The organism is Brevundimonas sp., assembly GCF_965227765.1.
Classification (GTDB): domain Bacteria; phylum Pseudomonadota; class Alphaproteobacteria; order Caulobacterales; family Caulobacteraceae; genus Brevundimonas.
Map to the genome: position 1 here is coordinate 1,739,590 of NZ_OZ245778.1, position 14,099 is coordinate 1,753,688.

The 14,099-nt window shown below is 67.7% G+C and carries 15 protein-coding genes; 7 read left to right on the forward strand and 8 right to left on the reverse strand.

The window, feature by feature from the left end:
• Nucleotides 1-2: 2 nt before the first annotated feature.
• The 4 genes from ACO05L_RS08360 to rpsF all read right to left on the reverse strand — a co-directional run bounded on the left by ACO05L_RS08360 (nt 3) and on the right by rpsF (nt 2,942).
• On the reverse strand, nt 3-1,487 hold the full coding sequence (locus ACO05L_RS08360; RefSeq protein ID WP_421728723.1) for a replicative DNA helicase: 1,485 nt from the start codon (nt 1,485-1,487) through the stop codon (nt 3-5).
• Between the two features lie 179 nt (nt 1,488-1,666).
• On the reverse strand, nt 1,667-2,251 hold the full coding sequence (gene rplI / locus ACO05L_RS08365) for a 50S ribosomal protein L9 (protein WP_421728724.1): 585 nt from the start codon (nt 2,249-2,251) through the stop codon (nt 1,667-1,669).
• A 1-nt stretch (nt 2,252) separates the two neighbouring features.
• A complete protein-coding gene (rpsR, locus tag ACO05L_RS08370; RefSeq protein ID WP_421728725.1) occupies nt 2,253-2,543 on the reverse strand; it encodes a 30S ribosomal protein S18 in 291 nt (96 codons plus the stop codon).
• A 12-nt stretch (nt 2,544-2,555) separates the two neighbouring features.
• Nucleotides 2,556-2,942 carry a 30S ribosomal protein S6 gene (gene rpsF, locus ACO05L_RS08375; RefSeq protein WP_421728726.1) on the reverse strand — a complete coding sequence of 129 codons (387 nt, stop codon included), beginning with the start codon at nt 2,940-2,942 and terminating at the stop codon, nt 2,556-2,558.
• A gap of 446 nt (nt 2,943-3,388) precedes the next feature.
• Between rpsF and fabD the strand changes: the two genes are divergently transcribed.
• Nucleotides 3,389-4,339: an ACP S-malonyltransferase gene (fabD, locus tag ACO05L_RS08380; protein ID WP_421728727.1), complete on the forward strand. Its 951-nt coding sequence runs from the start codon at nt 3,389-3,391 to the stop codon at nt 4,337-4,339.
• A gap of 124 nt (nt 4,340-4,463) precedes the next feature.
• Here the strand turns inward: fabD and ACO05L_RS08385 are convergent, their stop codons facing one another.
• Nucleotides 4,464-5,768, reverse strand: coding sequence for a serine hydrolase domain-containing protein (locus ACO05L_RS08385; RefSeq protein WP_421728728.1), 1,305 nt, complete (start codon nt 5,766-5,768; stop codon nt 4,464-4,466).
• A 70-nt stretch (nt 5,769-5,838) separates the two neighbouring features.
• Here ACO05L_RS08385 and fabG point away from each other — a divergent pair, with 70 nt between their 5' ends.
• The 6 genes from fabG to gmk all read left to right on the forward strand — a co-directional run bounded on the left by fabG (nt 5,839) and on the right by gmk (nt 11,150).
• Nucleotides 5,839-6,579, forward strand: a complete 741-nt coding sequence (fabG, locus tag ACO05L_RS08390; RefSeq protein WP_421728729.1) for a 3-oxoacyl-[acyl-carrier-protein] reductase — start codon at nt 5,839-5,841, stop codon at nt 6,577-6,579.
• 165 nt (nt 6,580-6,744) lie between these two features.
• Nucleotides 6,745-6,984 (forward strand): acyl carrier protein, encoded by a 240-nt coding sequence (locus ACO05L_RS08395; RefSeq protein ID WP_421728730.1) that lies wholly within the window; start codon nt 6,745-6,747, stop codon nt 6,982-6,984.
• A 168-nt stretch (nt 6,985-7,152) separates the two neighbouring features.
• Nucleotides 7,153-8,433: a beta-ketoacyl-ACP synthase II gene (fabF, locus tag ACO05L_RS08400; protein ID WP_421728731.1), complete on the forward strand. Its 1,281-nt coding sequence runs from the start codon at nt 7,153-7,155 to the stop codon at nt 8,431-8,433.
• Between the two features lie 8 nt (nt 8,434-8,441).
• Nucleotides 8,442-9,635 (forward strand): endolytic transglycosylase MltG, encoded by a 1,194-nt coding sequence (gene mltG, locus ACO05L_RS08405; RefSeq protein ID WP_421731658.1) that lies wholly within the window; start codon nt 8,442-8,444, stop codon nt 9,633-9,635.
• Nucleotides 9,632-10,519 carry a YicC/YloC family endoribonuclease gene (locus tag ACO05L_RS08410; protein WP_421728732.1) on the forward strand — a complete coding sequence of 296 codons (888 nt, stop codon included), beginning with the start codon at nt 9,632-9,634 and terminating at the stop codon, nt 10,517-10,519. Before mltG ends, ACO05L_RS08410 begins: the two co-directional genes overlap by 4 nt.
• A complete protein-coding gene (gene gmk, locus ACO05L_RS08415; RefSeq protein WP_421728733.1) occupies nt 10,509-11,150 on the forward strand; it encodes a guanylate kinase in 642 nt (213 codons plus the stop codon). The genes ACO05L_RS08410 and gmk overlap by 11 nt, the downstream gene beginning before the upstream one ends.
• On the opposite strand, the gene ACO05L_RS08420 is transcribed toward gmk, so the two are convergent.
• From ACO05L_RS08420 to pdxA, 3 genes are read right to left on the reverse strand one after another with little or no spacing between them, the layout of a single operon-like run.
• A complete protein-coding gene (locus ACO05L_RS08420; protein ID WP_421731659.1) occupies nt 11,147-12,277 on the reverse strand; it encodes a pyridoxal phosphate-dependent aminotransferase in 1,131 nt (376 codons plus the stop codon). The two genes, gmk and ACO05L_RS08420, sit on opposite strands and share 4 nt — an antisense overlap.
• Nucleotides 12,277-13,089 (reverse strand): 16S rRNA (adenine(1518)-N(6)/adenine(1519)-N(6))-dimethyltransferase RsmA, encoded by an 813-nt coding sequence (rsmA, locus tag ACO05L_RS08425; RefSeq protein ID WP_421728734.1) that lies wholly within the window; start codon nt 13,087-13,089, stop codon nt 12,277-12,279. Before rsmA ends, ACO05L_RS08420 begins: the two co-directional genes overlap by 1 nt.
• Nucleotides 13,090-13,098: 9 nt before the next feature.
• Entirely contained in the window at nt 13,099-14,094 is a 996-nt protein-coding gene (gene pdxA, locus ACO05L_RS08430) for a 4-hydroxythreonine-4-phosphate dehydrogenase PdxA (protein ID WP_421728735.1), read from the reverse strand.
• Nucleotides 14,095-14,099: the final 5 nt, after the last annotated feature.

The window sequence follows — 14,099 nt, forward strand, 5'->3', positions numbered from 1 at the left end:
TACTACTCTGGAATGTCGGCGAAATTCCCATAGCCGCTGTGGGCCAGGTTGCCGAAGCGGGTGGTGTCGGCGTCGAAACTGAGTTTGACGATGCCGATGGGGCCGTGACGCTGCTTGCCGATCACGACCTCGGCCTGATGCTGCAGCCGGTCCATGTCTTCCTGCCACTGCATATGTTCCGGCGATCCCTCGCGCGGTTCGGTCCGGCCCAGGTAGTAGCTTTCGCGGTACACGAACATGACGCAGTCGGCGTCCTGCTCGATCGAGCCGGATTCGCGAAGGTCGGACAGTTGCGGGCGCTTGTCCTCGCGCTGCTCGACCTGACGTGACAACTGCGACAGGGCGATGATGGGGACGTTCAGTTCCTTGGCCAGGGCCTTCAGGCCGCCGGTGATCTCGGAAACCTCCTGCACCCGGTTCTTGTTGCCGTTGCCCTCGCCCACGGTGATGAGCTGAAGGTAGTCGACGATGATCAGGTCCAGGCCCTGTTCCATCCGCTTCAGGCGCCGCGCGCGGGCGGCCAGCTTAGAGATGGCCAGGCCGCCTGTGGCGTCGATGTAGAGCGGGCTTTCGCCGATCTCGATGGCGGCGTCGCGGACGCGCCCGAAATCCGAGGCGTCGATCTCGCCCTTGCGCAGCTTATCGGAGGACACGCCCGACGCATCGGCCAGGATCCGCATGGCCAGCTGTTCCGCGCTCATTTCCAGCGAGAAGAAGGCCACCACGCCGCCGGAGACGGTCTTGCGTCCGTCCGGGGTCGGCTCCCAGCGATAGTTGCGGGCCACGTTGAAGGCGATGTTGGTGGCCAGGGCCGTCTTGCCCATCGACGGGCGTCCAGCGAGGATCAGAAGGTCGGACGGGTGCATGCCGCCCAGCTTGTTGTCCAGGTCGTCGAGGTGGGTGGCCAGGCCGGCCAGCTTGCCTTCGCGCTGATAGGCCTCGCCCGCCATCTGGACGGCGCCGGCCAGAGCGGTGGAGAAGCTGACGAAGCCCGACGAAGGCGCGCCGGATTCGGCCAGTGAATACAGGGTCAGTTCCGCCTGCTCGATCTGGTCGATGGCGGGCGTCTCGGGATCCGGCGCCTCCTTGATGATGTCGCCGCCGATGCGGATCAGGTCGCGACGCAGGGCCAGATCATAGACGACGCGGGCATAGTCGGGGGCGTTGGCGCCCGGAGGGGCGCGGTCCATCAGGTCGGCCAGATAACGCAGGCCGCCGAACTCCACGAAGGCCGGGTCCTGCTTGAACCGCTCCATCAGGATGGTGGGCTCGGCCAGCATCCCCTGGCGGATATGGTCCTCTACGGCGTCATAGAGCCGCTGGTGGAAGGGCTCGAAGAAGTGCGTGCCCCGCAGTCGGTCGGACAGGCGTTCGAAGATGGCGTTGTCGAACATCAGCGCGCCCAGAAGCGCCTGCTCGGCCTCCAGGTTGTGGGGCAGCGAGGGGATCGCGACGGACTCGGCGGAGAAGGGGGCGAAGGCGTTCATCGGGTTAACGCTCTACCCTTCGCAGGGCCGTGCGACAGGCCCGGGCGCAGCGGAAACCGTTAGCAACTTCGCCCCTCTGTGGACGGACCGAAAAAGCTCAATGGGTACGTGCCTGGGGCACGCAAAAGGGGCGCGCCCTTGCGAGCGCGCCCCTGATGTCTTCGTCGATCGTGAAAGGCTTAGGCTTCCGAGCCCAGGCCGTCCTGTTGACCGGCGCCGCCTTCGCGCATGTCGCTGGCCTGTTCGGCAGCGGCATTGCGGTCTTCGTCGTAGGCCGACTTGATCACGTCCTCGCCCTTCGCCTGACGTTCAGCTTCGTCAGCCGAGCGGGCGATGTTGATCTTGACCGTGGCGGAGACCTCGGCGTGCAGGCGAACCAGCACTTCGTGGACGCCAAGGGTCTTGATCGGCGATTGCAGCACGACCTGCGAGCGCTCGACCTTGCCGCCTTCGGCACGGACGGCCTCGGCGACGTCGCGACCTGCGACCGATCCGTAAAGCTGGCCGGTTTCACCAGCCTGGCGGATCATGACGTAGGACTGACCGTCGATCTTGTCGGCGATCTTCTGCGACTCGCCCTTGTTCTTCTCGTTGCGGGCCTCGATGGCGACGCGGTCGAGTTCGAACTTCTCGAGGTTCTTGGAGGTTGCCCGCAGCGCCTTTTCACGGGGCAGCAGGAAGTTACGGGCGAAGCCGTCCTTGACGGTGACGACGTCGCCGATGGCGCCGAGGTTCTCGACGCGTTCGAGCAGAACGACCTTCATCTTATTTCACCACGTAAGGCAGGAGGGCCAGATAGCGGGCGCGCTTGATGGCCTTGGCCAGTTCGCGTTGCTTGATCTGGGAAACAGCGGTGATGCGCGAGGGCACGATCTTGCCGCGTTCGGAGATGTAACGCTGCAGCAGCTTCACATCCTTGTAGTCGATCTTCGGCGCGCCTTCACCCGTGAACGGGCAGGTCTTGCGGCGACGATTGAAGGGGCGACGTCCGCCGCCACCCGAGCCGGCGGGGGTGCCGGGGGTCTTGGCGTCGCGCGATGCGGTTGTATCGGTCATATGATCTGATCCTTACGCTTCGACGGCCGGGGCGTCTTCACGGGCGGGGCGTTCGCGATCGCGTTCACGCTCGCGTTCACGACGGGCCAGCAGGGGCGACAGTTCCAGGTCGAGTTCCTCGACCTTGACGGTCAGCCAGCGCAGCACGTCTTCGTTGATGCCCAGCTGACGCTCGACTTCGGCCATGGCGGCCGGAGGCGTGTCGATGGCGAGCAGCGAATAGTGGGCCTTGCGGTTCTTCTTGACCCGATAGGTCAGGTTGCGCAGACCCCAGTATTCGATCTTGGCGACCGAGCCGCCACCGGCTTCGATCAGACCCTTGATGGTGTCATTGAGGGCTTCGGCCTGTTGCGCGCTGATATCCTGGCGCGACATGACCGTGTGCTCGTAAAGAGCCATTCGGCAGTCTCCCTTGGTGGGCGTCGGCGCGGACAGACCGGGTTGTAGTCTGGTCCACGATGGATCCCGAAGCGGCGGCCGGGATGACTTCCCGAACCCTTTGGCATTCCGCACCGGGACCGAAGCCCTGGAAAGCGGGGGCCTATAGGGGAAAAGGGGCCGGGGAGCAAGCGCGGCCGGGCTGCCGAGCGGCGCGTGATCCAGGTGACCGCGGGCGGGGACCGGGAAATGTAAGGCGCGCCTTACATTTTCAGCCTTTCGGGTGATGAAACCCAGTCTGAATAGTCTGAATAGTCTGAAATCCGGCCACGAGGCTCGCCCTGGCTGAGCGCCTCAGATGGGGCCTGGGAGGCATGACGCAAGGTCTGGCGGAGGACCTGCTGGGTTGCCCTGACGGAATGATCGTCCTACCCCTCCGCGCCTGATTCAACGGCTTTGGACGCATCATGACCCTCGCTCTCCTGTTTCCCGGACAAGGCAGCCAGGCCGTTGGCATGGGCGCAGGCCTGGCCGACGCCTTCGCCTCTGCTCGCGAAGTCTTCGCCGAGGTGGATGCGGCCCTGGGCCAGAACCTGTCCCAGTTGATGCGCGAGGGGCCTGAGGACCAGCTGACCCTGACCGAGAACGCCCAGCCGGCCCTGATGGCCGTGTCGGTGGCGGCGGCGCGGGTGCTGAAGGTCGAGTTCGGCGTGGATGTCTCGGCGGCGGCCTACGTCGCCGGTCATTCGCTGGGCGAATATTCGGCGCTGTGCGCGGCGGGCGCGATCAGCCTGTCCGATACGGCGCGACTGCTGAAGCTGCGCGGCCAGGCCATGCAGCGGGCGGTTCCGGTCGGCAAGGGGGCCATGGCCTCGCTGATCGGCCCCAAGACGGATCTGGCCCTGGCCGAGGCCGCTGCTGCGGCTGGATCGGCCGTGGGCGTCTGCGTCGTCGCCAACGACAACAACGCCGGGAACATCGTCATCTCGGGCGACAAGGCCGCCGTCGATCTGGCCATCGAAAAGGCCAAGGAACTGGGCGCGCGGGCGATCCCGCTGAACGTCTCGGCGCCCTTCCATTGTCCGCTGATGCAGGCCGCCGCCGACGAGATGGCCGCAGCCCTGTCGTCCGCCACCATCCTGACCCCGGTCGTGCCCGTGGTGGCCAATGTCACCGCCGGTCCGGTCAGCGATCCCGAGGTCATCCGCCGCCTGCTGGTGGAACAGGTCACCGGCCGCGTCCGCTGGCGCGAAAGCATGATCTGGATGGCCAACGACGGCGGCGTTACCCGTTTCGCCGAGATCGGCTCGGGCAAGGTCCTGACCGGCATGGCCAAGCGCATCGCCCCCGACGCCGAGGCCGTGGCCCTGAACACGCCCGAGGACCTGGAAGCCTTCGCCGCCAGCCTGAAGGCCTAGAGGTCATCCGTCTGCCCATGGCTCTTGGTCGTTGAGAAGGGCGGCCAGATCGCGGCTTGCCGGATGGGCCTAGGAGTCTGGATCCTCGGGACAAGCCCGAGGATGACGGAAGGCAGGATGGGCGTCAGGCCGGTACGGTCGCGGGCAGCCGGGCAATGTCGGCGGCGACTGCGGCCCTGACCTCGTTGGCGATGCCGATCGCGCCCCAGGGGAAGAACTGCACCATCATGACGGCGGCGTAGCGGCGGGCGGGGTCGATCCAGGCCTTGGTGCCCGCTGCGCCGTCCCAGCCGTATTGGCCGGCGTCGGATGAGCCGGGCCTGACGACGAAGCCGCCGAAACCGTAGCCGTTGCCGTCCTGGCTCAGCGCCGGGGGCATGACGTCGCTGTGGATCAGACGCGCCGTCTCGGGCTTCATCACCTTGACCCGCCCGGCGCGGCCGTCGTTCAGGATGGTGGTCAGGAAGGCCAGATAGTCGCGGGTCGTCGAGATCAGGCCCGCGCCCCCGGCATACAGGGTTACAGGCGCCGAATAGGCCTCGGCCGAGGCGCCCGCGTCCGGCACGCGCCCGCCGTTGGAATAGTCGTAGATCCTCGCCAGGTTGCGCGCCTCGCCCGCGCCCAGCCGCCATAAGGTGTGATCCATCCCGACCGGATCGAACAGGCGGCGCTGGACGAAATCGGGGAAGCTCATGCCCGAGGCGCGCTGGATAACCAGACCCATGACGTCCAGGCTGACGCTGTAGTTATAGGCCGTGCCCGGATCGGCCAGCAGCGGAATCTGGGCCAGGGCGACGGCCATGGCGTCGAGGTCGCGCACCTTGGGTCCGTCGCCGGGCGCTGTGCCCAGGTCGCCGGTGAAGGGGAAGACGCCCAGGCGGCGGTACTCTGCCTGCACCGGGCCGTCGCCGGAGATGCTGTAGGTCAGGCCGCTGGTGTGGGTCAGCAGGTGACGGACGGTCATCACCGTCGCTGCGGGCCTGGCGTCCAGGCTGATCGCCGGATCGACGGCGACGGTCAGATTGGCGAACTCGGGAATGAAGTCGGCGACCGGGGTGTCCAGCGTCAGTCGTCCGTCCTCGATCAGCAGGGCGGCGGCCGCGCCGGTGATCGGCTTGGTCATGGAATAGATGCGGAACAGGCTGTCGCGCGTGACGGCGGGGGCGTCGCCGAAGTCCAGCTTGCCCGCCTGGAGGAAGACGTCGCTGCCGTCGGGCAGTCGCACGCCCACGGTCGCGCCGGGCAGTTTCTGTTCCGCGATATAGCGGTCCAGCACCGCCTGGGTGGCGGGCAGAACGCTTGTGGAGGGGGCCGCAGAGCGGGCGTGGGCCGGGAAGGCGGCCCCTGCAAGAGACAGAGCCCCGGCGCCCAGCAGGACGGAGCGGCGGCTGGCGGTGAGGCGAGACAGGTCCATCGGCGTCGTCTGCATGGGGCTTCCTCTGGCGATATGGCGCGCCCTCGGTTAGGACCGCCTTCGAAGATTTCACGAGGAACCTGCCATGTTCAACCTTTCAGGCAAGACCGCACTGGTCACCGGCGCCACGGGCGGCATCGGCGGCGCCGTCGCACGCGCCCTGCACGCCCAGGGCGCGACCGTCGTCCTGTCGGGCACGCGCGAAGCCGTGCTGGCCGATCTGGCCAAGGAACTGGGCGAGCGGGCCTTCTTCGCGGCGGCGAATCTGTCGGACCCCGAGAGCGTCGACGGCCTGATCGCGCGGGCCGAGGAAGCCGCCGGCGCGCCGCTGGATATCCTGGTCGCCAACGCCGGCATCACCAAGGACGGTCTGCTGATGCGGATGAAGGACGAGGACTTCCAGTCCGTCATCACCGTCAACCTGGAAAGCTATTTCCGCCTGAGCCGCGCGGCCATGAAGGGCATGATGAAGCGCCGCTCGGGCCGGATCATCGGCGTGACCTCGGTCGTGGGCGTCACCGGCAATCCGGGCCAGACCAACTATGCGGCGTCCAAGGCCGGCATGATCGGCTTTTCCAAGTCGCTGGCCCAGGAGGTCGGTTCGCGGGGCATCACGGTGAATTGTATCGCCCCGGGTTTCATCACCTCGCCGATGACGGATGTACTGAACGACAGCCAGCGCGAAGCCATCATGGGTTCGATCCCCGCAGGCCGCCTGGGCACGGGCGACGAGATCGCCGCCGCCGCCGTCTATCTGGCGTCGGACGAAGCCGCATACGTCACGGGGCAGACCCTGCACGTCAACGGCGGCATGGCGATGATCTGAAGATCACGCATCGCAACAGACCTCTTTCGCGAGGCTACGGCTGTGCTAAAGGGCGGCGCAACCGCATGACCACTGACCCGTTAGGTCTTGCGCAAGCGTCGCTGTCGTGAGACGGCAAGACTGACAAAACTGCCGCCCTGGCGGCCCTAGAAGGCAGAGACACCCATGTCCGATATCCTGGAACGCGTCCGCAAGATCGTTATCGACCACCTGGACGCCGATCCGGACAAGGTCACCGAAAAGGCCAGCTTCATCGACGACCTCGGCGCTGATTCGCTCGACAACGTCGAACTGGTCATGGCCTTCGAAGAAGAGTTCGACATCGAAATCCCCGACGACGCCGCCGAGCACATCCAGACGGTTGGCGACGCCGTGAAGTTCATCACCGAAAAGACGGCCGGCTAAGCCGCCTCTCTCGTTGAGCCGATCAGGGCCGTCCGGCGCTCCCTCGCGGAGCCCGGGCGGCCTTTTTCGTGGCCCAAAGCTGCGGTGAATCAGCCCCAAGCCTAGCGGGCGCGGCCGACGCTCATTATGGTTTGCGCACAGAGTTTCAGCAGGGTGGGAGCGCAGCGTATGCGCCGTGTCGTCGTAACCGGTCTTGGCCTCGTCACCCCACTGGGCTGGGGCGTCGATCATACCTGGAAGGGCATCGTCGAAGGGCGCTCGGGCATCGGTCCGATCACCAGCTTCGATACCGAAGGCTATGGCTGCACCATCGCGGGCGAAGTCCCCAGCGTGGACGGTCGCGGCCAGGGCGGGCCGGACGTTCCCGGCAGCTTCGATCCCGACAAGGTCATGTCGGCCAAGGACAGAAAGCGCGTCGACGACTTCATCCTGTTCGGCATCGCCGCCGCCGACGAGGCCCTGGCCGACGCGGGCTGGAAGCCCGAGAGCGACGAGGACCAGGAACGCACCGGGGTCATGATGGGATCGGGCATCGGCGGCCTGGGCCCCATCGCCGAGACCGCGCTGATTCTCCAGGCCCAGGGACCGCGCCGGGTCAGCCCCTTCTTCATCCCCTCGGCCCTGATCAACCTGACCTCGGGGCAGATCTCGATCCGCCACGGCCTGAAGGGGCCGAACCACGCCGTCGTCACCGCCTGTGCGTCCGGCGTCCACGCCATCGGCGACGCGGCCCGCATGATCGCCTTCGACGACGCCGACGTGATGGTGGCGGGCGGAGCCGAAAGCTCCATCGTGCCCATCGGCATCGCCGGCTTTTTGGCCTGCAAGGCCCTGTGCACCGCCTACAACGACACGCCCGAAGCGGCGTCGCGCCCCTATGACCGGGGCCACGCCGGCTTCGTCATGGGCGAGGGCGCGGGCGTCATGGTGCTGGAGGAATACGAGCACGCCAAGGCGCGCGGGGCCAAGATCTACGCGGAGGTGATCGGCTATGGCATGTCCGGCGACGCCTATCACATCACCGCCCCGTCCGAGGACGGCGACGGCGGCTATCGCGCCATGAAGGCGGCGGTGAAGCGGGCCGGGATCGAGGTCACCGACATCGACTATGTCAACGCCCACGGCACCTCGACCATGGCCGACTGGATCGAGCTGCGCGCGGTCGAAAAGCTGGTCGGCGACCACGCCAAGGACCTGGCCATGTCCTCGACCAAGTCGATGACCGGCCACCTGCTGGGCGCGGCGGGCGCTATCGAATCTGTGTTCAGCGTCCTGGCCATCCGCGACCAGATCGCGCCGCCGACCATCAACCTGGATGACCCCGAGCACGAGACGGCCATCGACCTGGTGCCGCACAAGGGCAAGCCGATGCCGATCGACGTGGCCATGTCGAACAGCTTCGGATTCGGCGGCACCAACGCCTCGATCATCTTCAAGAAGGTCGGCTGAGCGTGCCGTTGAACTGGCGGGGCCGGGGCGGGATCAAGGGACCCAGCCCGGTCCGCCCGCCGCGCGGTCGCCGCTCTGGCGTCGTGGCGGCCCTGCTGGCGGCCTCGGCGACGTTCAGCCTGTTCCTGATCGCGGGCCTGGCCTGGGGGTGGAGCGTCTATTACGCGCCCGGGCCCTCGGCGCGACAAGGCGATGAGACCGTCGTCACCCTGCCCAGCGGTTCGGGCGTTTCGGCCATCGCTGCGCGGCTGAAGAGCGCCGGCGTCATCCGCTCCAGCGACATGTTCAAGGCCGCCGCCACCCTGACCGGGGCCGACCGGCGACTGCGGGCTGGCGAATATCTGGTGCCGGACAAGGCCTCGCTGCGGGCCGTGCTGCGGTTGCTGACCGACGGCAAGGTGGTGCGCCACTACGTGACCATTCCGGAAGGCTGGTCCTCGGCCCAGGCGGTGGACATCCTGATGAAACAGGCCGTCCTGACGGGCGCGGTCGATCAGGTCCCCGACGAGGGCACGCTGTGGCCTGAGACCTATGAGGTATCGCGCGGCGAGACCCGCATGTCGGTCATCGCCCGCATGAAGAGTGCGCACGACGACAACCTCGCCCGGCTGTGGGCGGCGCGGTCGCCCAACACGGTGGTCGACACCCCAGAAGAGGCCGTGATCCTGGCCTCCGTTGTCGAGAAGGAGACGGGGCTGGCAGCCGAACGTCCACGTGTGGCGGCTGTCTTCTCGAACCGGCTTCGGATCGGCATGCGGCTGGAGAGCGATCCGACCATCGTCTATGGCATCACCAAGGGTCGGCCCCTGGGGCGCGGCATCCGCCAGTCCGAACTGCGGACCGACACGGGCTACAACACCTATCTGATCGACGGCTTGCCGCCGACGCCCATCGCCAATCCGGGTCGCGAGGCCCTGGCCGCCGTGCTGAATCCGCCCCGGTCCGAGGACCTGTTCTTCGTCGCCGACGGCACAGGTGGTCACGCCTTCGCGGCGACCTATGACCAGCACCTGCAGAATGTGGCCCGTTGGCGCGAGATCGAGCGGCGCAAGGCGGGCCTGCCGCCGGGTGTGACGCCGCCAGCGGCGCCAGGAACCCTCGGCCCCGGCCAGGCGCCCGAAGCTGCGCCTCCCGGACAGACGCCCGCCGGCCAGGCGCCGGCGCCGACAGGCAATGCCGTCATCACGATGCAGAGCCAATGACGACGCCGATCTCCGGCATGACCGGCTTTGGCCGGGCCGAGGGCGCGCTGGACGGTTGGACCTGGTCGGTTGAGGCGCGCTCGGTCAATGGGCGCAATCTGGACGTTCGCTTTCGCGGGCCGAACGGGTTCGACAGCCTTGAGCGTCTGACCAAGGCGGCGGCGCAAGGCCGGCTGAACCGGGGCCAGGTCACGGTCGGGGTGCAGGCCAAACGCAATGAGGCCGAGACCGGCGGGCTGAAGGTCAATCATGCCGTGCTGGCTGAGTATCTGCGCCTGGCCAACGAGTTGGCGGAGGAGGGGGCGACCCCGCCATCGGCGGACGGTCTGCTGGGCCTGCGCGGCGTGCTGGACGCGGCCGAGGAGGATGACGACCCCGATGCTCGCGCCCCCATCGAGGCGGCCATGGCCGCGACGGTCGAGGCCGCCCTGGATGCGCTGAAGGTCTCGCGTGAGCGTGAAGGCCAGCAACTGACACCCGTCATCACCGACTTCATCGACCGGATCGACGCGCTGACCGCCCAGGCCGAAACCGAGGCCAGCGCCCAGACCGAGGCGATCCGCGAACGGTTCACGCGTCGCATGACCGAACTGGCGCCCGATGCGCCGGGCCTTCAGGAGCGGATATTCCTCGAAGCCGCCGCCCTGGCCACCAAGGCGGACGTGCGCGAGGAGCTGGATCGGCTGGCCGCCCACGTCGCCTCGGCCCGCACCCTGTTGCAACAACCCCCCGCCGGGCGAAAACTCGACTTTCTGATGCAGGAGTTCATGCGTGAAGCGAACACCCTGTGCTCGAAATCGGCTACGACGCCGCTGACCGCCATCGGACTCGATCTGAAGGCGGTCATCGAGCAGCTTCGCGAACAGGTCCAGAATGTCGAATGAACGCACGCCCCGCCGGGGCGTCCTCCTGATCGTCGCCAGCCCGTCGGGCGCCGGCAAGACATCGCTGTGCCGCCGCCTGATGGCCGATCATGGCGGACTGGAGCTGTCCGTCTCGATGACCACGCGCGGCATCCGTCCGGGCGAGGTCGCCGGTCGTGACTATAATTTCGTCAGCCGCGAGGAATTCCAGGCCCTGATAGATCAGGACGCCTTCCTCGAATGGGCCGATGTCCACGGCAACCTGTACGGCAGCCCGCGGGCTCCCGTGGATCAGGCCCTGGCCGAGGGCCGAGACATCCTGTTCGACATCGACTGGCAGGGAGCGGCCCTGGTGGCGCGCAAATGCCCCGAGGATGCTGTGCGCGTCTTCATCCTGCCGCCCAGCCTGGAGGAACTTCGCCGCCGTCTGGTGACCCGTTCCCAGGACGCCGAGGACGTCATCGAGCGTCGTATCGCCAACGCCAAGGGCGAGATCGAACACTGCGACGCCTTCGACTATGTCTTCGTCAACGACGACTTCGACCGCAGCTACGCCGAGCTGGCCCACATCTATCACGCCGAGCGGTCACGCCGGTTCAGGAACGTCTGGGTCGAGGACTACCGCGCCAACCTGTTGGCCGAGGACGTCTAGGCCCGCGCCGCGAACCACGGCTTGATACGGCTCAGGGCGTCCTCGACCTCGGCCGTCGAGACCGCAAAGCTGAAGCGCATGAAGCGGTGGCCTTCGACGGGGTCGAAATCGACGCCGGGCGCTGTCGCCACGCCGGTGTCGCGCAGCAACTGCTCGCAGAAGGCCAGGCTGTCATCGGTCAGGTGACCGATGTCGGCCCAGATGTAGAAGGCGCCGTCGGGCGGAGCGATGGACTTCAGTCCCAGTGCAGGCAGAGCGTCCAGCATCAGGGCGCGGTTGGTGCGATAGACCTCGATATGGCCCTCCAGCACCTCATGCTGATCCATGGCGATCAGGCCCGCATGCTGGCTGAGCGAAGGCGGGGTCAAGAACAGGTTGCCCATATAGGCGCGCGCCTGTTCGATATGGTTCTCTGGCATCAGCAGCCAGCCCAGCCGCCATCCGGCCATGCTCCAGTATTTGGAGAAGCTGTTGATGACGAAGGCGTCTGGATCGAACTCCAGAACCGAGGGCGTGCGGCCGACATAGGTCAGGCCGTGGTAGATTTCGTCCGAGACGATGACGATGTCCCGCTGCCGACAGACGGCGACGATGGCGGCCAGTTCCTCGGGCGGGATGATCGAGCCGGTCGGGTTGGCCGGGCTGGCGATGATGACCCCGGCGGGCGCGGGATCGACCGCGGTCAGGGCGGCCGCGGTCAGCTGGTAGTGTTCGTCGGGACCGCAGGCGATCTCCACCGGCGTCATGTGCAGCGCCTTCACGGTGTTGCGATAGGCGACATAGCTGGGCCGGGCGATGGCGATGCGGTCGCCGGGGCTGAAGCGCGACGACAGGGCCAGCACCAGGGCGGGCGAGGCGCCGTTCGTCAGCAGGATGCGCTCGGGCGAGACCTGCACGCCGTAGCGCTCGTCATACAGTCTGGCGATGCGGGCCTTGAGCGCGGGACTTTCCCAATAGCCCATGCCGTCCACGTCCAGCACGCGGTGCGCCTCGGCGATGGCGGCGGGCGGGGCGCCTGTCGAGGGTTGGCCGAATTCCATGTGGATGATCGAGCGACCCTCGGCCTTCAGGGCGTGGGCGATCCGGCTGATCGAGATGGCGCGGAAGGGATCGATAACGGCGGCCATCATGCGATCTCCGTGCGGGCCAGGCGCAGGAAGCCGGCCAGGTCGATGGTCTCGGCGCGGGCGTCGGGGTCGATGCCGGCGGCCTCGCACAGGGCGGCGCCGCCCAGCTGCTTCAGGCTGGAGCGCAGCATCTTGCGGCGCTGGCCGAAGGCGGCGGCGGTGACGGTCTCAAGCCGCTTCAGCGTGGCCCGGTCGGGGCGCTCGGCATGGGGGACCAGATGCACAACGGCGGAGGCGACCTTGGGCGGCGGGGTGAAGGCGGCGGCGGGCAGGTGCATGACGATGCGCGCCTCGGCCACGGCCTGGGAGATGACGGCCAAACGACCATAGGCGTCGTCGCCCGGCGCCGCCACGATGCGCTCGGCGACCTCCTTCTGGAACATCAGGGTCATGGCGCAGGGCGTCCACGGACCCGTCAGCCATTTGATCAGCAGGGCGGTGCCGACATTGTAGGGCAGGTTGGACACCAGGTGCGTCGGCCCGGTCGTCAGCTCGGCCTCGGTCACCTTCAGCGCGTCGGCCTGGATGATGGTCAGGCGGCCCGAGCCGTCGTCGAGTTCGTTCAGCAGGGGGACGAAGCGAGGGTCCTTTTCGACCAGCACCACGGCGCCCGCGTCGCTTTCCAGGATGGCGCGGGTCAGGCCGCCGGGGCCGGGGCCGACCTCGATCACGGCGCGGCCGTCGAACGGACCGGCCAAGCGGACGATCTTTCGCGTGATGTTGAGGTCCAGCAGGAAATGCTGGCCGAAGCTCTTCTTGGCCAGAAGGCCGTGGGCTTCGAGGGATTCGCGGAGGGGGGGCAGGTCTGACACCCGCTTCCTCTAGCGGCCCGCGCGGGCGTTCGCCATCTCTGTCGCCAGACGGATGGCGGCGATCAGGCTGTCGGGGCGGGCGATACCCTTGCCGGCGATGTCGAAGCCGGTGCCGTGGTCGGGCGAGGTGCGGATGATCGGCAGGCCGAGCGTCGCATTGACCCCGCCCCAGAAGTCCAGCGTCTTGACCGGGATCAAGGCCTGATCGTGGTACAGGCAGATGGCGGCGTCATAGGTCGCCCGCGCCTCGTCATGGAACATCGTGTCGGCGGGCTTGGGGTCGGTGATATCGACGCCCTCGGCGCGCAGGGCCGCAGCCGCCGGGCGCAGCACCTCGATCTCCTGCAGGCCCAGAGCCCCGCCTTCGCCTGCATGAGGGTTGAGCGCGGCCAGGGCCAGACGCGGCGCGACTATGCCGAAATCGCGCTTCATCGCCTCATGCACGACGCGGGCGGTGCGGCAGACGCGCTCGGCGGTGACCAGTTCGGGCACCTGATCCAGGGCGACATGGATGGTCACCAGACAGGCGCGCAGGTTCCGCGCCGTCAGCATCATCACGGGGCCGCGTGTGCCGGTGAACGGCGCGTCGGCGGTCAGCTCGGCGATGAACTCGGTGTGGCCCGGAAAGCGGAAGCCGGCGGCATAGAGGGGCGCCTTGGCGATGGGGGCGGTGACCAGGCCGGACGCCTCGCCCGACAGGCACATGTCGACGGCGCGCTCGATCCAGTCGGCGACCACGCCGGCATTGGCGGGATCGGGACGGCCGACCTGGACCGGCGCCGGGGCGGGATGATGGATGACGGGCAGGGCGCGGGCGAAGACGCCGGTCGCATCTGACGGCGCACCGACCTCGTTGACCGGCACGCCCTGCGCCTTCAGCAGCCGGACGTCGCCCAGGACGGCGAAAGGGGCGCCTGTATCGGACAGGGCGCGCCAGGCGCTGGCGATGATCTCCGGGCCGACGCCCGCCGGCTCGCCCAGGGTGAGGACGAGGGGCGCGACCATCCGGG